We start from the raw sequence: 24,685 nt of genomic DNA on the forward strand, positions 1-24,685 counted from the left end.
CCCCGGGAGGGCGCCCGGCCTCAGAACGAGTGCGGCAACCAGGGCGCGGCGGTCGAAGAGCAGAACCCGACGGACGCCTCGGTGAGCGCCCCCGGCCGCAGTTCCCGCACCCGCCCTGCCGCACCCAGCGACGCGAGGCTCACCCCGCCCAGATAGGCCGACGCCAACTCCCGTACGGACAGGGCGAGATCGGCGGCCCGCCCGGTCCGCTCACAGCTCGCCCCCCGCGCGTCGCCGACCAGCCGCCAACGCCCCTCGTTCCAGGGGCAGAAGGCGTCCTCGACCTCCAACACCAGGTCCACCGGCGCCTGATAGGTCCGCGCCTCCAACGCCGCCCCGACGTCCACGAGCCGTACGTGCGCATCGTCCTGCACCCGCAGCCCGCACCGCCGGACGTCCGACACCATGTGCAGCCACGGCTCGTCCACCGGCCGCCGGTACGCGACGACCGACGACGTCAGATCGATGTCGAGGAGGAACCGCCACAACGCGGCGTGCGCGGCCGGATCCACCGCCTCCAGCGCGCTCAGCCGGACGACCCCCGCGGCCCCGCCCGGCCCCCAGTCCGGTTTGACCCGGAACCGCGCGTACCCGACGAGCCCCTCGTCCCCGCCCCGCTCCGCCACCACGCACTGCAACGGTGAGCCGCCCGCCCGGTGCCGGTCCGTGTCGAGCAGCTCCACCTGCTCCCAGCCCGGCCGCCGCACCAGCATCCCCGCCCGCTCCGGCACCCTGCGCGCGTACACCGCCTCACAGGCGTCGAGGGCCTCGGCCGGGTCGGCGTACCGCAGCCGTACGTCGTCGGTGCCGGGCGGCACGGACAGCCGGACCCGCGTGGTGTCGACCTCGACCACGAGCCGGTGCGTGGCGACGCCGTACCCGAACCGGCCGTAGATCGCCGGTTCCGACGCGACCAGCACGGCCAGCGGCTCGCCCCACGAGCGGACGTCCGCCAACTGCCGCCGCATCATGGACGTCAGCACCCCGCGCCGCCGGTGCGTGGCCGCGACCCCCACCATCGTCACGCCCGCCGCGGGGACGGCCGCACCACCGGGAACCGTGATCCGGAAGTCGAACGCCCCGGCCGTCCCCACGCATTGGCCGCCGTCCCAGGCGCCGAGCGCGCGGCCGTGGTCGAGGAGCGACTCGTCGAGGTCGCGTTCCTCGGCGGGAGCCCGCATCCCCCCGAAGGCCCTCAGGAGGTTCGCGTACCAGACATTCCAGTCGTCCTTGCCCAGCACCCGCAGCTCAGTCGTCATGTGCCATGCGTAGCAGCGCCCTTCGTTACGAGCGAGTTAATTTCCCCATGCCGCACGGGGACATCGTGGGATCCTTCACAGGTGCCGCGCGAGGGCCGCAGGACGGCTCCCGTGTGAGATCTGTGTGAGATTCGTCGTGAACCGGCCCTCGGAAGGGGGACAAGTAGGACCTCCTGTGCACAGGGGCTGGTCCGATGGATAAGGTCCCGAACAATGGCAGCAGGACGAGAGCGGCGCGCGGCGGCCGATACGCTCACGGCCCGGATGAAGAAGCTGGTTCACCGGGTCCGCACCGGCGTGCGCAAATCCGCCGTCGACTACTTCCGGGGCGACGGCTCCGACTGGGTCGCCCTGGCCGGTCTGCTGCTGATGATCCCGCTCATCGCGATGCTCACCATGATCGACCCGGTGTGGTTCTCGCCCGCCGCGCTGGTCCTGCCCATCGTCGCGGGCGGCCTTCTGCTGCGCCCCGCCAGCCTCCTCGGCCTCTACGCCGGCGCCGCGACCGCGCTGATCATCGAGTCCGTGCAGCTCGGCCCCTACACCGAGGGCCCGGCGAGAGTGACACCCGGCATCGTGCTCGTGGTCGCCGCCTGCGGGTTCTTCGGCCTGCTCATAGCCCAGTTCCGCAGCCGCGTCGGCGTCCCCTGGCGACGCGGCGGCACCATGCTCTTCGACCTCCGCGAACGCATCCGGGTCCAGAGCAAGTTGCCACAACTGCCCTCCGGCTGGCACCGCGAGATGGCGCTGCGCCCCGCCGGCGGCCAGTCGTTCTCCGGTGACTTCGTCGTCGCGGCCCGCACGAACGGCGGCCGCACCCTCGAAGTCGTCCTCACCGACGTCTCCGGCAAGGGCATGGACGCCGGCTCCCGCGCCCTCCTCCTCTCCGGCGCCTTCGGCGGCCTGCTGGGATCGCTCCCACCGCACGCCTTCCTCCCGGCGGCGAACGGCTACCTCCTCCGCCAGGACTGGGACGAGGGCTTCGCGACCTCCATCCACCTCGTCCTCGACCTCGACTCCGGCGACTACGAACTCTTCTCCGCGGGCCACCCGCCCGGCCTCCAGCTCAGCGCCGGAACCGGCCGCTGGGAGGAGAAGGCCGCCGAGGGCCCGCTCCTCGGTGTCTACGACGGCGCCCAGTTCGACCCCGTGAAGGGCTCGCTGCGCCCCGGCGACGTCCTCATGCTGTTCACCGACGGCCTCGTCGAGACCTCCGACCGCGACATAGTCGAGGGCATCGACCGCCTCACCGGCGAGGCCGACCGCTACGTCCCCGGCGGCTTCCACGGCGCCGCCTGGCACCTCATCGAAGCGGTGGCCAAGGACGTCAACGACGACCGGGCCCTGCTCCTGATCTGCCGAGAGGGCCCCACGGCCCCGAAGTGACAGCGCGCGCCCCCGAGAGGCGCGCGCACCCGGGCGAACGGGCCACCAGGGGCCGCAGGTGCCGGGCGTACCCGCCACCGGGGACCGCGGGGACCGGGCGTACCGGCCTCCGGGGACCGCGGGGACCGGGCGTACCGGCCTCCGGGGACCGCGGGGACCGGGCGTACCGGCCACCGGGGACCGCGGGGACCGGGCGTACCGGCCTCCGGGGACCGCGCCCGCCTGACACACCACAGGAGCCCACCCCATGAACCTCTCCCTCGCGGACATCGAAGCCGTCGCCCGCGGCGCCCACGCCGGCCAGACCGACAAGGCGGGCCGCCCCTACACCGAGCACCTCCAGGCGGTCGCCCATGGTGTGGCCGCCCGCGGCGGCGACGAGGACCAGATCGCCGCGGCCTGGCTGCACGACGCCGTCGAGGACGAGGCCCTCACCGAGGACTGGCTCGCGGAGGCCCCGCTGACCGTCCGTACGAAGAACATCGTGCTGGCCCTCACCAAGCGCCCCGGAGAGGCCCCGGAGGCGTACGCGGCGCGCATCCTCGCCACCCCCGGCGCCGTGCTCGTCAAACAGTCCGACCTCGCCCACAACGCGAACCCGGCCCGCCTGGCCGTCCTCGACGAGTTCACCCGGGCCCGGCTGACCCAGAAGTACGCCCGCATGCGAAACCTCCTCGGCCTGCCGGACGAACCGGCGACCGAGGAGGTCAGGGACAAGCAGGACGGCTGAGCCTCAGGTCCTCGCGCCGGCCTTCCCGCGCTCGCGGGCCAGCTCGGTCGCGTCCCGCTTGAAGGCCCACTCCATCTTCGGCTCCATCGCGAACCGGAACATCCGCTGCACCGGCGGCGTGCACAGCACGGTGATGACGGCGGCCGCGAAGAAGGTCACGAACAGCTCGCCGAGCGGCTGGTAGATCCACGCTTGGAGGTCGTACCAGTCCCAGAAGCGCGAGCCCTTCGCGAGGAACCCGTGCAGCAGATAGCCGTACAGGGTGCCCGCGCCGAGCACGGTGAACCACATCTTCCGCCGGGGGACCCAGGCGAAGAAGCACGTGGTCAGCACCATGGAGCAGCCGAACAGCGCGAACGTCATCACGACACCGGCCCACCACGGCGCACCCAGCTCCTGGGCGCTGTCCCGGTGGTAGAACCAGGCCGAGTTCATGTCCGGGCCCAGCCAGTACGCCATCGCCAGCGCGCCCGCCAGCACCGGCACGGACAGGATCCGCACCTCACGTCGGCGCATGAACTGGAAGTGCGCCGGCTTCATGAACAGACCCACCACGAAGAACGGCAGGAACTGAAGGACGCGCTGGAGGTCGAGGTCGTCACCGATGTCCGGCGACACGGAGGCGAGCGCCGCGATGGCGAGCGCGAGCGGCACCGGCCAGCGCACGACCTTCCACAGCGGCGTCGTCAGCCGCCAGACGAACAGCGCGATCAGGAACCAGGTGAGATACCAGGGGTCCAGCAGGCTGATCGGGTGCGACGGGTCGTCGTCGGCGTACCGCTTGAAGAACGAGTACGCGATCTCGAACAGCACGTACGGCACCGCTATGCCGGTGACCAGCCGCCGCAGCCGGTCGGGACGCATGTCGAAACTGCGGGAGAAGTAGCCGGAGATGATGATGAACGCCGGCATGTGGAAGGTGTAGACGACCATGTACAGCGCCTCGGCGGCGCGGCTGTGGTCGGTCAGCGGCTCCCAGGCGTGGCCCATCGCGACGAGCACGATGGCCAGGTACTTGGCGTTGTCGAAGAACGCGTCGCGTTGTCTGGCCGGTCTGGTGTCCGGGGACGCGGCGCTCGTGGCCGGGTGGGGGGACGAGGACTTCAGCGAGCGTGGACTCGGCACTCCGTCCGCCGGCGACTGGGCCGGGGGGAGCGGCGCGCTGGTGTGGCCATGCGGTCGCAGCGAGTTCGTCACAGACCCTCCCGCCGTGAACGACGCGGGCCGGTCCGAGCACTCGCTGCGCAAAGGGGGGACGAGGCAGCGGTGAACATCTGAGGCACCCTAGCGTTGTCTGTGCGAGTCAGTAAAACCATCGACGTTAATCCCGTATTGGTGAGTGCGTGTCCTCTCCGGGTACCCGGGATTCGGTGAAGTGAGCATCAGTCAGAGCGTCACTGTCCGTGCACCGAAGTGGCATGACACACGACCCTTCTGTCCGGATACATCCGGACTAAACGGTGCATAACATGCTCGGGCGACTCCGGCGGAATGTCCGGTTAATTACCGTTCTCTGCACGGCCCTTGATGTGTTCGTGGCGACATTTCGAATTACCTGCGAACGGGATGTGTGTGCACGGAAACGATCACCGTGAATTCCCTCCCGGCGCCTTGTCGCCGGTCGCGGGACCGCCCGCGGATCCGCGTCACCGTGGCCGACGTTGCCTCACCTGCCGCATAGGACGGCGAGGTTGGTGGCACGATGGTTCTGGCGGGGTGCGCGTGGGGTCGGCGCCCCGGGCCGGGAGTGCGGACCGACCGAGGGTGTGATCTGTTGTGGCCATTTCGCTGTCAGTGGTTCTGTTGCTGGGGATCATTCTCATCGTCCTGATGAGGGGCGGGACGATCAAAGCCGGCCCAGCCGTCGTCGCCATCCTGTTCGGTTTCTTCCTCGCCTCCACCGGCATGGCCGACGACATCCAACGCTTCCTGAACTCGATAGCGGAAACGATCAACTCGATCCAGTTCTAGCGAGTCGCCGCGACGACGCCGCCGTCACACTCGGTGGAGGTGAGGCGAAGGGGGGCGGAAGCTCCGCCAAGCGCCGAGCGCCAAGCGTCGACGCGAACCGCGCTGCGGTCGTCAATCCGGGTCGGCGTTCCGCGCGGTCGTCTGCCTGGCCGCGCTCTGTCGCGCCATGCCGCCGAAGAGTCGTACCAAGCCGCGTCGCAGTGCGGGCGGAGGGACCACCAGACGGTGCGGCGACTCCTCGGCCCACGCTGCTCAGCCATAGGGAAGCGAGCCGGCTACCCCCACAAGTCAGCCCTGCGGCACGCTCCGCGGCAGCACGCATCACCGCGAAAGCCCAAGGGGCACGAGAGGGGCGCGAGAGGGGCACGGCGGGCTGGTCGGAGCACCGGAAATGATCAGGGCCAGGTCGGAGGAGAGATCCTCTGGCCTGGCCCTGAGTCGTCTGGAGCGGGCGACGGGAATCGAACCCGCGTAGCTAGTTTGGAAGACTAGGGCTCTACCATTGAGCTACGCCCGCACAGGTCGCGCCGCAGGTCGGGAGACCGCGGCACAGAAGGCATCGTAGCGGGTCGGGCGCCCTCGCCGCACACCCCTTCCGGCCGGCCCCGCGCGTCCGCCCGCGCACTCGGCAAATACGGCGGCTCCCCTGGCCCGGGACATGTACCCTACGTGTCGCACCAGACGGGGTGTGGCGCAGCTTGGTAGCGCGTCCGCTTTGGGAGCGGAAGGCCGTGGGTTCAAATCCCGCCACCCCGACCACCAGCCGGAACCCGCCGGGCCGACCGGCCGGGGCCTGCCGGGGCACGACCCGCGGGGCACCCGGTGTCTCAAGATCACCTTTTGGGGCGTGTACCGCCTGCGGTTACTATGCAAGCTGCGCGCCCGTGTGTCTGCACTCTCACGTCTCTCAAGGGCCGCGAATCCGCTGAGGCTCTGCCGGATCCGGCAGGGGACCCAGCAGAACCCCAAGAAGTCAGCCACAAGGAGACCGAACCGTGAAGAGCGCCGTGGAGACCCTGAACCCGACTCGGGTTCGGCTCACTGTCGAGGTGCCCTTCGAGGAGCTCAAGGACAGCCTCGACGCGGCGTACAAGAAGATCAACCAGCAGGTCACGGTGAAGGGCTTCCGTAAGGGCAAGATCCCGGCCCGGGTCATCGACCAGCGGTTCGGTCGCGGCGCCGTGCTGGAGGAGGCTGTCAACGACGCGCTTCCGAAGCTCTACACCGAGGCGGTCAACGAGGCCGAGCTCAACGTCCTCGGCCAGCCCGAGGTCGACATCACGGAGCTGAAGGACGGCGAGACGCTGAACTTCACCGCCGAGGTCGACGTCCGCCCGACCATCGAGATCCCGGACTTCTCCGGCATCGAGGTCGAGGTCGACGCCGTCGAGGTCACCGACGAGGACATCGACAAGGCGGTCGAGCAGCTCCGTGAGCGCTTCGCCTCGACCTCCCCGGTCGAGCGGGCCGCCGAGGACGGCGACGTCGTCACGATCGACCTGCAGGCCAAGGTCGACGGCGAGGTCCTGGAGGACGGTGTCGCCGAGGGCGTCTCCTACACGATCGGCTCGGGCGAGCTGCTCGACGGCATCGACGACGCCGTGAAGGGCCTGGAGGCCGGCGCCGAGGCCACCTTCACCTCCGAGCTGAAGGGCGGCTCGGCGGCGGGCAAGGAGGCCGAGGTCACCGTCAAGGTCACCCAGGTCGCCGCCCGCGAGCTGCCGGAGCTGGACGACGAGTTCGCTCAGCTCGCCTCCGAGTTCGACACCCTCGAGGAGCTGCGCGCGGACAGCCGCAAGCGCCTGGAGAACATGAAGCAGTACGACCAGGCCACGCAGGCCCAGGAGCGCGTCCTGGAGAAGCTGCTGGAGCTCGTCGAGGTGCCCGTCCCCGAGAAGCTGCTCGAGGACGAGATCAACACCCGCAAGCACAACCTGGAGCACCACCAGCTCGGCCAGATGGGCCTCGACCTCGAGAAGTACCTCGAGATCCAGGGCAAGACGGTCGAGGAGTTCGACGCCGAGACCAAGGAAGCGGCCGTCAAGGGCATCAAGACCCAGTTCGTCCTCGACGAGCTGGTCGCCAAGGAGAAGCTGAACGTCAACCAGGAGGAGCTCACCGAGCACCTCATGCGGCGTGCGGCCTCCTCCGGCATGTCCCCCGACCAGTTCGCCCAGGCCGTCGTCCAGAACAACCAGGTCCAGCTCCTGGTCGGCGAGGTCGCCCGCGGCAAGGCCCTGGCCCTGGTCGTCGAGGCGTCCACGGTCAAGGACACCAACGGCGAGCTCGTCGACCTCGACGACGAGGACGAGGACGAGACCACGGAGGGCTCCGCCGAGACCACGGAGGAGACCCCGGCCGCCGCCGAGGCCGAGGAGAAGGCCCCCGAGGCCTGATCGCTCCGCTCACAGCACCATGACGGGCCCCCGGATCACTTGTGACCCGGGGGCCCGTCGGCCTGCCCAGGGGCGCGGGGAACTGCGCGACCGGCCCCGTCCGAGCCGCACTCGCGTCTGCCACGCCAGGCGAATCGGCGGGTGCGGCTTTGCCATGGGCCGGTCGCGCAGTTCCCCGCGCCCCTGGGCCGGGCCGGGCGTGACACGGTGCCCTGGGCGGGGCAGGGCGTCGCGGTGCCCTGGGCGGGCCGGGGGGGGGTGACACGGCGCCCTGTTCCCGCAGCGGAGCGCATGCGCTGACAGCGAACAGTTCCCTTTGCGGGATTCCCCGGCGGAGCCTCCGCGTTAGGGTCCATGAATACGGGGCCGGAGCACTCGGCGAAACCGCCGGAGGCCCCCGCAGGGAAACGTGAGACGGCCCGGCGCCGTCGTAAGACGAGCAGGTGGATACGTGACGAATCTGATGCCCTCCGCCGCCGGCGAACCTTCCATCGGCGGTGGCCTCGGCGACCATGTCTACAACCGGCTGCTCAACGAGCGGATCATCTTCCTCGGCCAGCCGGTCGACGACGACATCGCGAACAAGATCACCGCACAGCTGCTGCTCCTTGCCGCCGACCCGGACAAGGACATTTACCTGTACATCAACAGCCCGGGCGGTTCGATCACGGCCGGCATGGCGATCTACGACACCATGCAGTACATCAAGAACGACGTGGTGACCATCGCCATGGGCCTCGCGGCCTCGATGGGTCAGTTCCTCCTCAGCGCGGGCACCCCCGGCAAGCGCTTCGCGCTGCCGAACGCCGAGATCCTGATCCACCAGCCCTCCGCCGGCCTCGCCGGCTCGGCCTCGGACATCAAGATCCACGCCGAGCGGCTGCTGCACACCAAGAAGCGCATGGCCGAGCTCACGTCGCAGCACACCGGCCAGTCGGTCGAGCAGATCACCCGCGACTCGGACCGCGACCGCTGGTTCGACGCCTTCGAGGCCAAGGAGTACGGCCTCATCGACGACGTCATCGCCACGGCCGCCGGTATGCCGGGCGGCGGCGGCACCGGGGCCGGGCAGGCGTAACGGCACCCGCCGCGCCGCGCGTCGCCGTACGCGAGCCCGGCCGCGTCCGGACGCCGCAGGAGCCCGTAGGAGGGCCCGCGGCGGAAGGACCGGCTCCGGGCACCGTACGGGGCGCCCCGCGGCCGTACGACGGCCGTCACGGACGTACGACGGCGCGCAGCCCGGCGGCAGCCGACCCGCACCCCCCGAAAGCCCCAGCCGACCGCCTCAGCCCCTCTCAGGCTCCCAGGAGACCCACAGTGAACGACTTCCCCGGCCGCGGCCTCTACGACCGTGCGAGCTCCCAGTACACCGGCCCGACGGCCGAGTCCCGCTATGTGATCCCGCGCTTCGTCGAGCGCACCTCGCAGGGCATCCGCGAGTACGACCCGTACGCGAAGCTCTTCGAGGAGCGGGTGATCTTCCTCGGCGTCCAGATCGACGACGCCTCCGCCAACGACGTCATGGCGCAGCTGCTGTGCCTGGAGTCGATGGACCCCGACCGTGACATCTCGGTCTACATCAACAGCCCCGGCGGCTCGTTCACGGCGCTCACCGCGATCTACGACACGATGCAGTTCGTGAAGCCGGACATCCAGACGGTCTGCATGGGCCAGGCGGCCTCCGCCGCGGCGATCCTGCTGGCCGCCGGTACGCCCGGCAAGCGCATGGCGCTGCCGAACGCGCGCGTGCTGATCCACCAGCCGTACAGCGAGACGGGCCGCGGTCAGGTCTCCGACCTGGAGATCGCGGCCAACGAGATCCTCCGGATGCGTGCGCAGCTGGAGGAGATGCTGGCCAAGCACTCCACCACGCCGATCGAGAAGATCCGCGAGGACATCGAGCGCGACAAGATCCTCACGGCCGAGGACGCGCTCTCGTACGGCCTGATCGACCAGATCATCTCCACGCGGAAGATGAACAACAACAGCGTCCGCTGACGGCGGAAAGCCTGTATTGTTCGCCGCCCCTTGGCATGGTTGGCACCGTTTGACCCAGTGCACGACAAGGTGCACGTCAAAGCGAACCGTGCCAAGGGGGGCCCGAACGGGGGGCCCGGCAAGGTACCGTCGACATAAGGCAGCACCAGGAGCCGCTGGATTCCAATCGTCCAGGCGTCTCCCAGGCGAAGGGGAAGCACACCGTGGCACGCATCGGTGACGGCGGCGATCTGCTCAAGTGCTCGTTCTGCGGCAAGAGCCAGAAGCAGGTCAAGAAGCTCATCGCAGGGCCCGGTGTGTACATCTGCGACGAGTGCATCGACCTCTGCAACGAGATCATCGAGGAAGAACTCGCGGAGACCAGTGAGGTCCGCTGGGAGGAACTCCCGAAGCCCCGCGAGATCTACGAGTTCCTCGAGGGGTACGTGGTCGGTCAGGAGGCCGCCAAGAAGGCCCTGTCGGTCGCGGTGTACAACCACTACAAGCGCGTCCAGGCCGGGGAGAACGGCGGCGGCCAAGGCCGCGACGACGCGATCGAGTTGGCGAAGTCCAACATCCTGCTGCTCGGCCCCACCGGCTCCGGCAAGACCCTGCTCGCCCAGACGCTGGCCCGCATGCTGAACGTCCCGTTCGCCATCGCGGACGCGACGGCGCTGACAGAGGCCGGCTATGTGGGCGAGGACGTCGAGAACATCCTCCTGAAGCTCATCCAGGCGGCCGACTACGACGTCAAGAAGGCCGAGACCGGGATCATCTACATCGATGAGATCGACAAGGTCGCGCGGAAGAGTGAAAACCCGTCGATCACACGGGACGTGAGCGGCGAGGGTGTGCAGCAGGCCCTGCTCAAGATCCTCGAAGGCACCACGGCCTCGGTCCCGCCCCAGGGCGGCCGCAAGCACCCGCACCAGGAGTTCATCCAGATCGACACGACGAACGTCCTGTTCATCGTGGGCGGTGCGTTCGCCGGCCTGGAGAAGATCATCGAGTCGCGGGCGGGTGCCAAGGGCATCGGCTTCGGCGCGACGATCCGCTCGAAGCGGGAGCTGGAGTCCAAGGACCAGTTCGAGGACGTCATGCCCGAGGACCTGGTCAAGTTCGGCATGATCCCCGAGTTCATCGGCCGCCTCCCGGTCATCACCTCGGTCCACAACCTGGACCGGGAAGCCCTCCTCCAGATCCTGGTGGAGCCTCGCAACGCCCTGGTGAAGCAGTACCAGCGCCTCTTCGAACTCGACGGCGTGGAGCTGGACTTCGAGCGCGAGGCCCTGGAGGCCATCGCCGACCAGGCCATCCTCCGCCAGACCGGCGCGCGCGGTCTGCGCGCCATCATGGAGGAGGTCCTGATGTCGGTCATGTACGAGGTCCCGTCCCGCAAGGACGTGGCCCGCGTGGTCATCACCGCGGACGTGGTCCACTCCAACGTCAACCCGACCCTCATCCCGAGGGACGCGCGGGGCCGCGGATCGGGCGAGCAGAAGACGGCGTAACCGCCGAGCACGTGCGACAAGAGGGCACCCGAGGCATCGCCTTGGGTGCCCTCTAGCGTTGCTCTCCCAGCCCTGAACCCGCCGATCGTTGACAGCAAGATCGAGGGCGCCCGGTGTGCTTCGCCGAGCGCCCTCAACCTGTGTGCGGCCTACGAGGTCAGGCCTTGACGCGCACCTCGTCGCGGAGCTTCGCGGTGGTGTCCGCGGCGGTGGACTGGTCCGTCGCCTTCTCGGCCATGATGCTGGCGAGGTCCATCGGCATCACGATGCCGACCGTGCTGTAGTCGCCCCACACACAGAACGACAGGTTCATCTCGCTCGGTCCGCCGCTCGTGTTGCCGTCGGTGGGCTCCATCTTGGCGTCCTGGCACTTGAGGACGGCGCCCTCGGCGGAGTCGTACGACTTGGGGTCACCGACCATGGTGACCTTCACGTCGTCGTCGTCCTTCCCGGACTCGGACTGCATGTGGTCCAGCATGGCGTCGACGACCGCCTCGGGGTCCTCGATCTCCCCGTACACGCCGGTGAAGTGCAGCTGCTTCTGCGCCATCGGGTTGTTCTCGTTGCCGGCCACGTACGAGGCGCTGACGTCCTTGGGGTTCTTCACACCCCACTTCTCGGCGTCCTTGACGTCGCTGTCGGACAGCGCGCCGCCGCCGCTGTCCTTCTTCTTGTACTCACTGAGCACCGTCGCCGGCGTCGTCAGCTTGTGCGGGCCGTCGTCCGCGATGTCCGCGCTGGCGCCTCCGCCGAAGACGAAGTACGCGCCGACCGCGACCGCCGCGACCACGGCGACCGCGCCCAGGATGATGCCGACCTTCTTGCCGCCACCGCCGGGGGCCACCGGGGGCTGGGGCACGGTCGGATAGCCGGGCTGGCCGCCGTACGGGGCCTGCGGCTGGCCGTAGGGCGGGGTCTGGGGCGGGACACCCTGGTGGGCCTGCGGGTACCCGTAGCCCGGCTGCTGCGGGGGCGCCTGCTGCGGGTAGCCGTAGCCGGGCTGGGGGGCGGCCTGCGGCTGCTGCTGGCCGTAGGGGCCCGGCTGGCCGTACGGTCCGGGCTGCTGGGGCTGCCCGCCGTACGGGCCCGGCTGGTTGTGACTCATGTTCTGGGTTCCCCTCCAGATGCTTATGTGTTCCTGACATCCTGGCGCAAACACGATGGGTCCCACGCACCGGGGGTCACACCGTTACGGAAGAATCCGGTTTCGGGACGACCCCGTGACACCCCTAAACTGACCGGGTGACCGAGAACGCTCAGCAGCAGCCTCCAGCGCCCGCCACCGATCTGCCGACCCAGTACGCGCCGGCCGATGTAGAGGGGACGCTGTACGAGCGCTGGGTAGAGAAGGGTTACTTCGCGGCCGACGCCAAGAGCGACAAGCCCGCGTACACCATCGTCATCCCCCCGCCGAACGTCACCGGCAGCCTGCACCTCGGGCACGCCTTCCAGCACACCCTCATGGACGCCCTGACGCGCCGTAAGCGCATGCAGGGGTACGAGTCCCTCTGGCTCCCCGGCATGGACCACGCCGGTATCGCCACGCAGAACAAGGTCGAGCAGCAGCTCGCCGAAGAGGGCAAGTCCCGCCACGACCTGGGCCGCGAGGAGTTCGTCGAGCGGGTCTGGCAGTGGAAGGAGGAGTACGGCGGTAAGATCCTCGGCCAGATGCGTCGGCTCGGGGACGGGGTCGACTGGGACCGTGAGCGCTTCACGATGGACGAGGGCCTGTCCAAGGCCGTCCAGACCATCTTCAAGCGGCTCTACGACGACGAGCTGATCTACCGCGCCGAGCGCATCATCAACTGGTGCCCGCGCTGTCTGACGGCCATCTCCGACATCGAGGTCGAGCACCAGGAGGACGCCGGCGAGCTGGTCTCCATCCGCTACGGCGAGGGCGAGGACAGCCTCGTCGTCGCCACCACGCGCGCGGAGACGATGCTCGGTGACACCGCCGTCGCCGTCCACCCGGACGACGAGCGCTACCAGCACCTCATCGGCAAGCTGATCAAGCTGCCGCTGACCGACCGCTCCATCCCCGTCGTCGCCGACACCCACGTCGACCCGGAGTTCGGCACCGGCGCCGTCAAGGTCACCCCGGCCCACGACCCGAACGACTTCGCGATCGGCCAGCGCCACGACCTGCCCTCCATGACGATCATGGACGAGCACGGCGTCATCACCGTCCACGGCCCGTTCCTCGGCCAGGACCGCTTCGAGGCCCGCTCCGCCGTCGTCGGCGCGCTGCGCTCGCAGGGCCGGATCGTCGCCGAGAAGCGCCCCTACGTCCACTCCGTCGGCCACTGCTCCCGCTGCAAGACGACCGTCGAGCCGCGGCTGTCGATGCAGTGGTGGGTCAAGGTCGCCCCCCTGGCCAAGGCCGCCGGCGACGCGGTCCGCGACGGCCGGGTCAAGATCCACCCCGAGGACATGTCGAAGCGCTACTTCGACTGGGTGGACAACATGTTCGACTGGTGCATCTCCCGCCAGCTCTGGTGGGGCCACCGCATCCCGGTCTGGTACGGCCCGAACGGCGAGACGGTCTGCGTCGGCCCCGACGAGGAGCCGCCCACCGGCGAGGGCTGGACCCAGGACACCGACGTCCTCGACACGTGGTTCTCCTCCGGCCTGTGGCCGTTCTCCACGCTCGGCTGGCCAGAACAGACCGAGGACCTGCGGAAGTTCTACTCCACCGACGTCCTGCTCACCGGCCACGACATCATCTTCTTCTGGGTCGCCCGGATGATGATGTTCGGCCTCTACGCGATGGACGGCGAGGTCCCCTTCAAGACCATCGCCCTGACCGGTCTGGTCCGCGACGAGCGCGGCAAGAAGATGTCGAAGTCCTTCGGCAACGTCGTCGACCCGCTCGACTGGATGGACAAGTACGGCTCCGACGCGCTCCGCTTCACCCTGGCGCGCGGCGCCAACCCGGGCACCGACGTCCCGATCGGCGAGGACTGGGTCCAGGCGTCCCGCAACTTCGCCAACAAGATCTGGAACGCCACGCGCTTCGCGCTGATGAACGGCGCGACGGTCGAGGGCCCGCTGCCGGACGCGTCGAAGCTGTCGGCGACCGACCGCTGGATTCTCGCCCGTCTGAACGAGACGGTCGAGCAGGTCGACGCGTACTACGAGGACTTCCAGTTCGCCAAGCTCAGCGACGCCCTGTTCCACTTCGCGTGGGACGAGGTCTTCGACTGGTACGTGGAGCTGTCCAAGACCACGTTCCAGGCGGGCGGCGAGCCGGCCGAGGTCAGCAAGCGGGTCCTGGGTGAGGTCCTCGACGTCACCCTGCGCCTGCTCCACCCGGTCGTCCCGTTCGTCACGGACACCCTGTGGACGACGCTGACCGGCGGTGAGTCCCTGGTCATCGCCGACTGGCCCCACGACAGTGGCTTCCGTGACGACGCCGCCGAGCGCGAGATCGAGCTCGTCCAGCAGGTCGTCACCGAGGTCCGCCGCTTCCGCGCCGACCAGGGTCTCCAGCCCGGCCAGCGCGTCCCGGCCCGCCTCACCCTCGACGGCACGGCGCTCGCCCCGCACGAGGCGGCGATCCGCCAGCTGCTCCGCCTCCAGCCCGAGGGCGAGGGCTTCTCGGCGACGGCGACCCTGCCGGTGGCCGGGGCCGAGGTCGCGCTGGACCTCTCCGGTGTGATCGATGTCGCCGCCGAGCGCAAGCGGCTCGCGAAGGACCTCGCCGCCGCCGAGAAGGAGAAGGCCCAGGCCACGGCCAAGCTGGGCAACGAGGCGTTCCTCGCGAAGGCCCCGGACCAGGTGGTCGACAAGATCCGCGGCCGACTCGCCAAGGCCGAGGAAGACATCGCCCGCATCACCGCCCAGCTGGACCGCCTCCCGCAGGCGTAACCACTCGAAGGCCCATGAAGGCCCCGGTGCTTCCAGGCGCCGGGGCCTTCTGCTGCCCCGGCGGGGAAGGGCGCAGCCCTTTCAGGGGTGCGGGGAACTGCGCGACCGGCCGTCCACGACCCGCGGCCGCCCAGCGGCGGGTACCCCCGAGCTCATAGGCGCCCGGTCCGTAGACTGGGCCCCGTGAGCGAACGCAGTGAGCAGCAGCCCGACCCGATCGACCCCTTCGAGGAGATCATCGCCGCCGAGACGGACCGTGACCCGGACCTCGCGGTGATCGAGGCCGGCAGCCGCACCCTGCGCGCGCAGGGCGGCGCCCCCCAGTCCGAGGTCCCGTCGCGGCCCACCGACCCGGAGGTCGACAAGGCGCTGCGCGAGGTCGAGGCCGACCTCGCGACCCGCTGGGGCGAGACCAAGCTGGAGCCGTCGGTCCAGCGGATCGCCGCGCTGATGGACGTCCTCGGCGAGCCGCAGCGGTCGTACCCCTCGATCCACATCACCGGCACCAACGGCAAGACGTCCACCGCCCGCATGGTCGAGGCCCTGCTCGGCGCCTTCGAACTGCGCACCGGCCGCTACACCTCCCCGCACGTCCAGTCGATCACCGAGCGCATCAGCCTGGACGGCGCCCCGATCTCCGCCGAGCGGTTCGTCGAGACGTACCAGGACATCAAGCCGTACGTCGAGATGGTGGACGGCTCCCAGGAGTACCGGCTCTCCTTCTTCGAGGTGCTCACCGGCATGGCGTACGCCGCCTTCGCCGACGCGCCGGTCGACGTGGCCGTCGTCGAGGTCGGGATGGGCGGTTCCTGGGACGCCACCAACGTCATCGACGGGGATGTCGCCGTCATCACCCCCATCGACCTGGACCACACGGACCGGCTGGGCTCGACGCCCGCCGAGATCGCCGTGGAGAAGTCCGGGATCATCAAGCAGGACGCGACCGTGATCCTCGCGCAGCAGCCGGTCGACGCGGCGCAGGTGATGCTGAAGAAGGCCGTGGAGGTCGACGCGACCGTGGCCCGTGAGGGCCTGGAGTTCGGGGTCGTCTCGCGGCAGGTCGCCGTCGGCGGACAGATGCTCACCCTGCGCGGCCTCGGCGGCGAGTACCCCGAGGTGTACCTCCCGCTGCACGGCCCCTACCAGGCGCACAACGCGGCCGTCGCCCTGGCCGCCGTCGAGGCGTTCTTCGGCGTCGGGTCGCAGCGGCCGGAACCGCTGGACGGAGAGACGGTCCGCAAGGCATTCGCGTCGGTGTCGTCGCCCGGCCGGCTGGAGGTCGTACGGCGGTCCCCGACGGTCGTGCTGGACGCGGCGCACAACCCGGCGGGCGCGCTGGCCACGGCCGAGGCGGTCGGTGAGGCGTTCGACTTCAGCCGGCTCATCGGGGTCGTGGGCGCGAGCGGCGACAAGAACGTACGGGGTGTCCTGGAGGCCTTCGAGCCGATCTTCGCCGAGGTCGTCATCACCCAGAACTCCAGTCACCGCGCGATGGACGCCGACGAGCTGGCGGCGATCGCGGTGGAGGTCTTCGGCGACGAGCGCGTGCAGGTCGAGCCCCGGCTGCCGGACGCCCTGGAGGCGGCGATCACGCTCGCCGAGGAGGAGGGCGAGTTCGCGGGCGCCGGTGTCCTCGTCACCGGTTCCGTCATCACCGTCGGCGAGGCCCGGCTGCTGCTGGGGAAGGGCTGATCTCACCCATGCGTACCCTGTGTGCCTCCACCCTGATCGGCGAGTTCTTCGTGATCGGCTTCGCCGGGCTGGTCGCCATGAAGGACCCGGACCTGGCCATGTCGACGGTCTGGACGGTCAGCGGCGTCGCCATGTTCCTGTGCGTCGTGCTGTGCGGGCTGGTCACCCGGCCCGGCGGAGTCCAGCTGGGCTGGGCGCTCCAGATCGCGCTGATCCTGTCCGGCTTCTTCGTGCCGACCATGTTCTTCATGGGCGCGGTGTTCGCGGCCCTGTGGTGGGCGTCCGTCCACTTCGGCCGCAAGGTCGACGAGGCGAAGGCGCGGTTCGCGGCCCAGGCGTCCTCCACCGGGGCCGGGGCAGGGGCGTCCTGACGCTGCGTGACGCCCGGTCGGGGCCGCCCTGTAGCCTCTGAGCTCCGCACGCCTGTGAAATGAAGGAGTCACCACCGTGAGCCAGCGCACCCTCGTCCTCCTCAAGCCCGACGCCGTCCGGCGTGGCCTGACCGGCGAGATCATCAGCCGAATCGAGCGGAAGGCCGGCTGGCGCATCACCGCGCTGGAACTGCGGACACTGGACCAGGAGACCCTGGAGCAGCACTACGGCGAGCACAAGGGCAAGCCGTTCTACGAGCCGCTGGTGGAGTTCATGTCCTCCGGTCCGGTCGTGGCGCTGATCGTCGAGGGCGAGCGCGTCATCGAGGGCGTGCGGGCGCTGGCCGGTCCGACCGACCCGATCGCCGCGGCGCCCGGGTCCATCCGTGGCGACTACGGCGCCATCGTCCGCGAGAACCTCATCCACGCCTCCGACTCCGAGGAGTCGGCCGAGCGCGAGGTCAAGATCTTCTTCCCCGGTCGGGCGTAGTACTCTTCGCGGCGGCGGGGGCGGTGACGTCCGCTCGCCCCCACCGTCCTTGTCCCACCGCGGTATCCGGCCACCACCCACACGGCCCACCTCCCGCCCGACCTGCCGAACCGCCGAAAACACGGCAGTTCAACGGCATATGCGTGGCGATCGGGGGAACGCGCACCCCCGATGGCTCGTCTCCAGAGGCGAGGCGGCGCATCGCATGCCCACAATGGCGAAGACCCTCGCGCAGTGTTCGTGCGGGCGAGACTACGATGTAAGCCTTCACGTCACAGCACCCACTTCGCCGACCCGGAAAAGCCCTGAAACGCCCTCAAAAGCCCTCAGCGCTCTACCAGGGAGGCCAGACGAATCCTGATGGGGAACTCAATGTCGTTCATCGGCCGTGACATGGCTGTCGACCTCGGGACCGCCAACACGCTGGTGTACGTCAGGGGTCGCGGGATCGTACTGAACGAGCCGTCCGTCGTCGCGATCAACACCAACACCGGTGGCATCCTCGCGGTCGGCGCGGAAGCGAAGAAGATGATCGGCCGGACGCCCGGCAACATCGTTGCCGTACGCCCGCTGAAGGACGGTGTGATCGCCGACTTCGAGATCACCGAGCGGATGCTCCGCTACTTCATCCTGAAGATCCACAAGCGGCGCTATCTCGCCCGGCCCCGGGTCGTCGTCTGTGTGCCGTCCGGCATCACAGGTGTCGAGCGGCGCGCCGTCATCGAGGCGTCCTCCCAGGCCGGCGCGCGTCAGGTGCACATCATCGAGGAGCCCATGGCCGCGGCCATCGGTTCCGGCCTGCCGGTCCACGAGGCCACGGGCAACATGGTGGTGGACATCGGCGGCGGCACCACGGAGGTCGCGGTCATCTCCCTCGGCGGCATCGTCACCGCCCAGTCCATCCGCGTCGCGGGCGACGAGCTGGACAACGCGATCATCCAGCACATCAAGAAGGAGTACAGCCTCCTCCTCGGTGAGCGGACAGCCGAACAGATCAAGATCACGATCGGTTCGGCGTACGACCTCGACGCTGACGAGCACACCGAAATCCGCGGCCGGGACCTGGTGTCCGGGCTGCCCAAGACGGTCGTCATCTCCGCCGCGGAAGTGCGGAAGGCGATCGAAGAACCCGTCAACGCCATCGTGGACGCCGTGAAGACGACCCTCGACAAATGCCCGCCGGAACTCTCCGGCGACATCATGGACCGCGGCATCGTCCTCACCGGCGGAGGTGCCCTGCTCCGCGGACTGGACGAGCGGCTGCGCCGTGAGACCGGTATGCCGATCCATATCGCCGAGGACCCGCTGGACAGCGTGGCGCTCGGTTCCGGCAAGTGCGTCGAGGAGTTCGAGGCGTTGCAGCAGGTGCTCGATGCCCAGCCCCGCAGATGACGTAACACTTCGATTCCGCCGTACGAGACGACCTCCTCTCGTACGGCGGATCGTTGATATTGAGGCATAAGCTCGCAAAGGCGCCCCTCCGGTTCCCGTCCCAGGGAATCCCAGGGGCTACCCGAATTCCCCAATTCCTGTCGAATTCCTATGAGGAAGGCACGGCCGCCGCACGTGAGGGACACACGAGAGAGCCGGCTGCTCCTGGTGCTGCTGATCGCCGTAGCGTTCGCGCTGATCACGGTGGACATCCGCGGCGGGGAGGACTCACCGGTCGACGGTGCCCGACGTGCCGCGGCCACCGTCTTCGGCCCGATCGAGGACGGGGTGTCGACCGCCGTCGACCCGATCGGCAACGCCATAAGCGCGGTCCGCGCATCCGGGTCCCGCCACGACCGCCTCGCCGCCCTGGAGAAGGAGAACGCGGAGCTGAAGGCGTCGCTCGGCAGCGGCGACCGCAACCGCAGCAGGGTGCGCCAGCTCGACAAGATGCTCAAAAGCGCCGCGGGCGGCCAGTACGGCATCAAGGGCGCCGAGGTCATCGCCATAGGAGCGGCCCAGGGTTTCTCATGGACCGTCACCATCGACATCGGCACCAACGACGGCATCACCCGCGACATGACCGTCCTCAACGGCGACGGACTCGTCGGCCGCGTCACCACCGTCGGCCCGAACACGGCGACGGTCCTCCTCGCCAACGACCCCGACTTCACCGTCGGCACCCGGATGGAGGCCACCGACGAACTCGGCTTCGCCTCCGGCCAGGGCGACCGCCCGTTGCGCGTCGAACTCCTCAACGGCAAGGCCAAGGTGAAGGCGGGCGACCGCCTCGTCACCTTCGGCTCCCAGGCCGACAAACCGTTCGTGCCCGGCGTCCCCGTGGGCGTCGTCTCCCGCGTCGACCCCTCCGGCGGCGACCTCACCCGCACCATCTACGTCAAGCCGTACGTCGCCTTCACCCAGCTCGACATCGTCGGCGTCGTCGTCCAGCCGCCCCGCAAGGACCCCCGCGACACGGTGCTCCCCGACAAGCCGAAGCCCACCCCGCGACCGACCGTGACGGTCACCGTCACCCCGGGCGCGAACGAACCCGGCGACGGTGCCGACGGGCAGCAAGAGCAGTAGACGTAGGACAGTAGGAGCTGACCCCTTCATGCGTTTCAACCGGATGCTGCTCTCCACCACCCTGGTGATCGTCGCCCTGGTGATCCAGGTGAGCGTCCTCGCCAGACTCCATCTGCCGGGCGCCGTACCCGACCTGGTGCTCCTCACCGTCCTCGGCCTCGCCCTGGTGTACGGCCACGTCGGCGGCGCCCTCATCGGGTTCGGCGCCGGACTGCTGTCCGACCTCGCCCCGCCCGCCGACCACGCCGCCGGACGGTACGCCCTCGTCCTCTGCGTCATCGGCTACCTCGCGGGCCTCGCCAAGCCCGAGACGGGCCGCCTGAAGTCCGCCACCGGGCCGATGGTCGTGGTCGTCGTCGCCGCGCTCGGCGCCACCCTGCTGTACGCCGGGGTCGGCGCCCTCGTCGGTGACGACGCCGCCCGCCACGTCGGCCTGCCCAGCCTGCTGTTCACGGCCGCGCTCTACGACCTGCTGCTCGCGCCGTTCGTCGTCCCCGGCATCATGGCCCTCGCCCGGCGCGCAGAGAACGACCCGCTCGCCGAGACCAACAACGCGGCCAAGGCCGCCGACGTCTCCGCCGGCTGGCTCTCCTCCGGCACCGGCCTGCGCATCGGCAGCCAGCGCGGCGGCCTGCGCATGAAGGCGGCACGCTCCCGGGCGGCCCGCGCGGGCCGCATCAAGGGGGTCAAGCGACTGTGAGGGAACGTCAGCAAGCCCGCGAAACCGCCGCCGTGGCGGCTGGCCACCGCCACGCGCACCCGTCGGGAACCGATCACCGGCGAGCGGTGTACTCCATGTACCGGCATCACCGGTCCACGCACTGAGAGGGGGAGACAGTGACCAACATCCCGGAGACCGGGCGGACGCCACGGGTCCAGATCCGGCTCGTCATCATCCAGATCCTCGTCTTCTCCCTCCTCGGCACCCTCGGCGGCCGCCTCTGGTACCTCCAGATCCGCGAGGGCGACGCCTACGCCAAGGAGGCCTCCGGCAACCACGTCCAACAGGTCGTCCAGCCCGCCGTGCGCGGCTCGATCCTGGACGCGCGCGGAGTGCCCATCGCGGACAACGAGACACGGCTCGTCGTCTCCGCCTCCCGCACCGAGCTGCTGAAGATGGACGACGACGGCAAGGGCGTCCTCGCCAAGCTCGCCGGGGTCCTCGGCATGAAGCCCCAGGAGGTCATGGACAAGGTCCGGCTGTGCGACTCCAAGACCCCCCAGCCCTGCTGGAACGGCTCGCCCTACCAGCCGATCCCCATCACCGACGAGGCCACCGCCAAGCAGGCCCTCCAGATCCGCGAGCGCTCCGAGGACTTCCCCGGCATCACCGCCGAACCCCAGGCCGTCCGGCGGTACGCCAGCCCAGGTGGCGCCAACACCGCGCAGGTCCTCGGCTATCTCTCGCCGGTCACCGACGAGGAGATCACCAAGGCGCAGGACACCGACTCGCCGTTTCTGCGCTCCGACCAGGTCGGCCGCTCCGGCCTGGAGCGGCAGTACGACAAGGAGCTGCGCGGCAAGGCCGGCGTCACCCGCTACGAGGTGGACAACCTCGGCCGCGTCATCGGCGAGGCCGAGGCCGACCCCGCGCGGCCCGGCGCCAACCTGGTCACCAGCATCGACGCCCGGGTCCAGCGCATCGCCGAGTACGAACTCAACGAGGCGATGAAGGAAGCCCGTAAGCAGATGGACCGGAACACCGGCACCCACTACAAGGCCGACTCCGGAGCCGTCGTCGTCATGGAGGCCAAGACCGGCCGCGTCGTCGCCATGGCCTCCAACCCGGACTACGACCCGAACGCCTGGGTCGGCGGCATCTCCGCCAAGGACTACGCCAAGCTCACCGGCAAGAAGTCCAACTACCCGCTGCTGAACCGCGCGATCCAGGGCCAGTCCGCCCCCGGATCCGTCTTCAAGGTCGTCCCGACCGCCGCCGCGGTCAACGCGGGCTACTCCTTCGACGGCCCCTACGAGTGCTCCAGCGCGTACTCCATCGGCGGCCAGGTCTTCAAGAACTTCGAGTCCAAGGGATACGGCGCGATCAGCCTCGGTCGTGCCCTGGAGGTCTCCTGCGACACCGTCTTCTACCGCCTCTCCCACGAGGAGTGGAAGCGCGACGGCGGCACCAAGCCGAAGAAGCACCCCAATGACTGGTTCTACAAGACGGCCCACCAGTTCGGCCTCGGCGCCGAGACCGGCATCGACCTGCCCAACGAGGTCACCGGCCGTATCCCGGACCGCAAGTGGAAGCAGGACTACTGGAAGGCCAACAAGGACGCCTGGTGCAAGTACGGCAAGAAGGGCGGCACGTACGCCGAGCAGATCGCGTACGAGAACTGCCTCGAAGGCAACCGCATGCGCGCCGGTGACTCCGTCAACTACTCCATCGGCCAGGGCGACACCCTCGTCACCCCCATCCAGATGGCCACCATCTACGCCGCCATCTCCAACGGCGGCACCCTGTACGACCCCACCGTCGGCAAGGCCGTCATCAGCGCCGACGGCAAGCATGTGCGGGAGATCGCGCCGAAGTCGCACGGCAAGCTCCCCATGACGAAGCAGACCCGCGACGAGATAGACCAAGCCCTTGAGGGGGTCGCCACCCGCGGTACGGCAGCCTGGCGTTTCCAGGGCTGGCCGCAGGACGAGATCCCCATGCACGCCAAGACCGGTACCGCCGAGGTCTACGGCAAGCAGACGACCTCGTGGTTCACGACGTACACCAAGGACTACGCGATCGTCATGACGATCTCCCAGGGTGGTACGGGCTCCGGCGCCTCGGCGCCCGCCGTGCGCAAGCTCTACAACGCGCTCTACGGCGTCTCCGAGGACGGCAAGATCGACAAGCGGAAGGCGCTGCTGCCGACCCCACAGAAGAAGCTGCCGAAGATCGAGTCCGACGGTTCGATCGACGCCCCGAAGCTGGACACGTACCCGCCGAAGAAGACCAAGGAGGAGCAGGCCGCCGAGGACGCCCAGACCCTGGCCGCGGGCCCCGGCGCCCTGCCGGTGTCCTACGTGCCCGGGACGGACGGCGCGGTCACCGCACCGGTGACCGGGCCCGTCGGCACCGCGGCGTTCACGGCCGCCGTCGTCACCGAGCCGGACGCCCGGCCGGTGGCGCCCGACGAACCGGCGGCGATCGTCAGCACCCGAGGCGGTGGCGGCAACCGTGCGGCGCGACGGCGAACGGGCCCCGGCGCACCCGGCGGAGCACCCACACGGAGGAGGTCCCGATGACCGGCAACAGCTTCTCCGTCTCCGGGTACGGGCCCGAACGCTCCGGCTGGACCCGGCTGTTCGCCCGTGACTCGCTCGCCCGCCGGCTCGACTGGCCGATACTGTTCTCGGCCATCGCGCTCTCCCTGATCGGCGCGGCCCTCGTCTACTCGGCGACCCGCAACCGCACCGAGCTCAACCAGGGCGACCCCTACTACTTCCTCCTCCGGCACCTGCTCAACACCGGCATCGGCTTCGCCCTGATGATCGGCACGGTCTGGCTCGGCCACCGCACCCTGCGCACGGCCGTACCGATCCTCTACGGCATCTCGGTCGTGCTGATCCTGCTGGTGCTGACCCCGCTCGGCGCGACCATCAACGGCGCCCACGCGTGGATCGTCATCGGCGGCGGCTTCTCGCTCCAGCCCTCCGAGTTCGTGAAGATCACGATCATCCTGGGGATGGCGATGCTGCTGGCGGCGCGGGTCGACGCGGGCGACAAACCGCACCCGGACCATCGCACCGTCGTCCAGGCCCTCGGGCTCGCCGCCGTCCCGATACTGATCGTGCTGCTCATGCCCGACCTCGGCTCGGTCATGGTCATGGTGGTCATCGTGCTCGGGGTGCTGCTCACCTCCGGCGCCTCCAACCGATGGATCTTCGGTCTCATCGGCACCGGCGCGATCGGCGCGATCGCCGTCTGGCAGCTCGGGGTGCTCGACGAGTACCAGATCAACCGGTTCGCGGCGTTCGCCAACCCCGAGCTGGACCCGGCGGGTGTCGGCTACAACACCAACCAGGCCCGGATCGCCATCGGCTCCGGCGGACTGCTCGGCACCGGGCTGTTCAAGGGGTCGCAGACCACCGGGCAGTTCGTGCCGGAGCAGCAGACCGACTTCGTCTTCACGGTGGCGGGGGAGGAGCTGGGCTTCGTCGGAGCCGGGCTGATCATCCTGCTGCTGGGGGTCGTCCTGTGGCGCGCCTGCCGGATCGCCCGGGAGACCACCGAGCTGTACGGCACGATCGTCGCCGGCGGCATCATCGCGTGGTTCGCGTTCCAGGCCTTCGAGAACATCGGGATGACCCTCGGCATCATGCCGGTCGCCGGTCTGCCCCTGCCGTTCGTGTCCTACGGCGGCTCGTCGATGTTCGCGGTGTGGGTGGCGGTGGGGTTGCTTCAGTCGATCAGAGTGGAGCGGCCCATGTCGGCGTAGCCGCGTAGCCCGCGAAGGCCCTTGTGGACGACGGCCCACGTGCTCCTTCAGGGTGCGCGTGGGCTGCCCTTTTGCCGTGGGT

Annotated in this window: 19 protein-coding genes and 2 tRNA genes; 17 read left to right on the forward strand and 4 right to left on the reverse strand. The window is 69.5% G+C overall.

The window, feature by feature from the left end; all coding sequences use genetic code 11:
- Positions 1–20: 20 nt before the first annotated feature.
- A complete protein-coding gene (locus SMA5143A_RS18620; protein WP_107464045.1) occupies positions 21–1,259 on the reverse strand; it encodes a GNAT family N-acetyltransferase in 1,239 nt (412 codons plus the stop codon).
- Between the two features lie 213 nt (positions 1,260–1,472).
- Here SMA5143A_RS18620 and SMA5143A_RS18625 point away from each other — a divergent pair, with 213 nt between their 5' ends.
- Together SMA5143A_RS18625 and SMA5143A_RS18630 are read left to right on the forward strand one after the other, a co-directional pair.
- Positions 1,473–2,645, forward strand: a complete 1,173-nt coding sequence (locus SMA5143A_RS18625) for a PP2C family protein-serine/threonine phosphatase (protein ID WP_107464046.1) — start codon at positions 1,473–1,475, stop codon at positions 2,643–2,645.
- 247 nt (positions 2,646–2,892) lie between these two features.
- Positions 2,893–3,375 (forward strand): HD domain-containing protein, encoded by a 483-nt coding sequence (locus tag SMA5143A_RS18630; RefSeq protein WP_107464047.1) that lies wholly within the window; start codon positions 2,893–2,895, stop codon positions 3,373–3,375.
- Between the two features lie 3 nt (positions 3,376–3,378).
- Here SMA5143A_RS18630 and SMA5143A_RS18635 read toward each other — a convergent pair whose 3' ends face one another.
- A complete protein-coding gene (locus SMA5143A_RS18635; RefSeq protein ID WP_107464048.1) occupies positions 3,379–4,572 on the reverse strand; it encodes an acyltransferase family protein in 1,194 nt (397 codons plus the stop codon).
- A 579-nt stretch (positions 4,573–5,151) separates the two neighbouring features.
- Between SMA5143A_RS18635 and SMA5143A_RS18640 the strand changes: the two genes are divergently transcribed.
- The gene (locus SMA5143A_RS18640; protein ID WP_055517972.1) at positions 5,152–5,346 is read left to right on the forward strand and encodes a hypothetical protein; all 195 of its coding nucleotides are present in this window, start codon (positions 5,152–5,154) and stop codon (positions 5,344–5,346) included.
- Between the two features lie 443 nt (positions 5,347–5,789).
- Here SMA5143A_RS18640 and SMA5143A_RS18645 read toward each other — a convergent pair.
- Positions 5,790–5,863, reverse strand: a tRNA-Gly gene (locus SMA5143A_RS18645).
- A 165-nt stretch (positions 5,864–6,028) separates the two neighbouring features.
- On the opposite strand from SMA5143A_RS18645, the gene SMA5143A_RS18650 reads away from it, so the two are divergent.
- The 5 genes from SMA5143A_RS18650 (at position 6,029) to clpX (ending at position 11,230) form a co-directional block, all read left to right on the forward strand.
- Positions 6,029–6,105 (forward strand) — tRNA-Pro (locus SMA5143A_RS18650).
- A gap of 236 nt (positions 6,106–6,341) precedes the next feature.
- Complete coding sequence (gene tig, locus SMA5143A_RS18655; RefSeq protein ID WP_107464049.1) at positions 6,342–7,742, forward strand: trigger factor; 1,401 nt, start codon at positions 6,342–6,344, stop codon at positions 7,740–7,742.
- A gap of 463 nt (positions 7,743–8,205) precedes the next feature.
- The gene (locus tag SMA5143A_RS18660) at positions 8,206–8,820 is read left to right on the forward strand and encodes an ATP-dependent Clp protease proteolytic subunit (protein ID WP_055519442.1); all 615 of its coding nucleotides are present in this window, start codon (positions 8,206–8,208) and stop codon (positions 8,818–8,820) included.
- A 239-nt stretch (positions 8,821–9,059) separates the two neighbouring features.
- Positions 9,060–9,740, forward strand: coding sequence for an ATP-dependent Clp protease proteolytic subunit (locus tag SMA5143A_RS18665; protein WP_107464050.1), 681 nt, complete (start codon positions 9,060–9,062; stop codon positions 9,738–9,740).
- A 203-nt stretch (positions 9,741–9,943) separates the two neighbouring features.
- Positions 9,944–11,230 carry an ATP-dependent Clp protease ATP-binding subunit ClpX gene (gene clpX / locus SMA5143A_RS18670; RefSeq protein ID WP_107464051.1) on the forward strand — a complete coding sequence of 429 codons (1,287 nt, stop codon included), beginning with the start codon at positions 9,944–9,946 and terminating at the stop codon, positions 11,228–11,230.
- Positions 11,231–11,387: 157 nt separating this feature from the next.
- On the opposite strand, the gene SMA5143A_RS18675 is transcribed toward clpX, so the two are convergent.
- Entirely contained in the window at positions 11,388–12,335 is a 948-nt protein-coding gene (locus SMA5143A_RS18675; protein WP_107464052.1) for a hypothetical protein, read from the reverse strand.
- A 137-nt stretch (positions 12,336–12,472) separates the two neighbouring features.
- On the opposite strand from SMA5143A_RS18675, the gene SMA5143A_RS18680 reads away from it, so the two are divergent.
- The 9 genes from SMA5143A_RS18680 to rodA all read left to right on the forward strand — a co-directional run bounded on the left by SMA5143A_RS18680 (position 12,473) and on the right by rodA (position 24,603).
- The gene (locus tag SMA5143A_RS18680) at positions 12,473–15,097 is read left to right on the forward strand and encodes a valine--tRNA ligase (protein ID WP_107464053.1); all 2,625 of its coding nucleotides are present in this window, start codon (positions 12,473–12,475) and stop codon (positions 15,095–15,097) included.
- Positions 15,098–15,280: 183 nt separating this feature from the next.
- Entirely contained in the window at positions 15,281–16,789 is a 1,509-nt protein-coding gene (gene folC / locus SMA5143A_RS18685) for a bifunctional tetrahydrofolate synthase/dihydrofolate synthase (RefSeq protein ID WP_107464054.1), read from the forward strand.
- An 8-nt stretch (positions 16,790–16,797) separates the two neighbouring features.
- Complete coding sequence (locus SMA5143A_RS18690; RefSeq protein WP_107464055.1) at positions 16,798–17,160, forward strand: DUF4233 domain-containing protein; 363 nt, start codon at positions 16,798–16,800, stop codon at positions 17,158–17,160.
- A gap of 76 nt (positions 17,161–17,236) precedes the next feature.
- On the forward strand, positions 17,237–17,650 hold the full coding sequence (ndk, locus tag SMA5143A_RS18695; protein WP_107464056.1) for a nucleoside-diphosphate kinase: 414 nt from the start codon (positions 17,237–17,239) through the stop codon (positions 17,648–17,650).
- A gap of 372 nt (positions 17,651–18,022) precedes the next feature.
- Positions 18,023–19,042, forward strand: a complete 1,020-nt coding sequence (locus tag SMA5143A_RS18700) for a rod shape-determining protein (protein WP_004931372.1) — start codon at positions 18,023–18,025, stop codon at positions 19,040–19,042.
- Positions 19,043–19,216: 174 nt separating this feature from the next.
- Positions 19,217–20,167: a rod shape-determining protein MreC gene (gene mreC / locus SMA5143A_RS18705; protein ID WP_055712845.1), complete on the forward strand. Its 951-nt coding sequence runs from the start codon at positions 19,217–19,219 to the stop codon at positions 20,165–20,167.
- A 28-nt stretch (positions 20,168–20,195) separates the two neighbouring features.
- The gene (gene mreD / locus SMA5143A_RS18710) at positions 20,196–20,867 is read left to right on the forward strand and encodes a rod shape-determining protein MreD (protein ID WP_107464057.1); all 672 of its coding nucleotides are present in this window, start codon (positions 20,196–20,198) and stop codon (positions 20,865–20,867) included.
- Between the two features lie 137 nt (positions 20,868–21,004).
- Positions 21,005–23,410, forward strand: a complete 2,406-nt coding sequence (gene mrdA, locus SMA5143A_RS18715; RefSeq protein WP_107464058.1) for a penicillin-binding protein 2 — start codon at positions 21,005–21,007, stop codon at positions 23,408–23,410.
- A complete protein-coding gene (gene rodA / locus SMA5143A_RS18720) occupies positions 23,407–24,603 on the forward strand; it encodes a rod shape-determining protein RodA (protein ID WP_055712848.1) in 1,197 nt (398 codons plus the stop codon). The genes mrdA and rodA overlap by 4 nt, the downstream gene beginning before the upstream one ends.
- Positions 24,604–24,685: the final 82 nt, after the last annotated feature.

The sequence above is a fragment of the Streptomyces sp. MA5143a genome, from assembly GCF_900290235.1.
GTDB lineage: Bacteria > Actinomycetota > Actinomycetes > Streptomycetales > Streptomycetaceae > Streptomyces.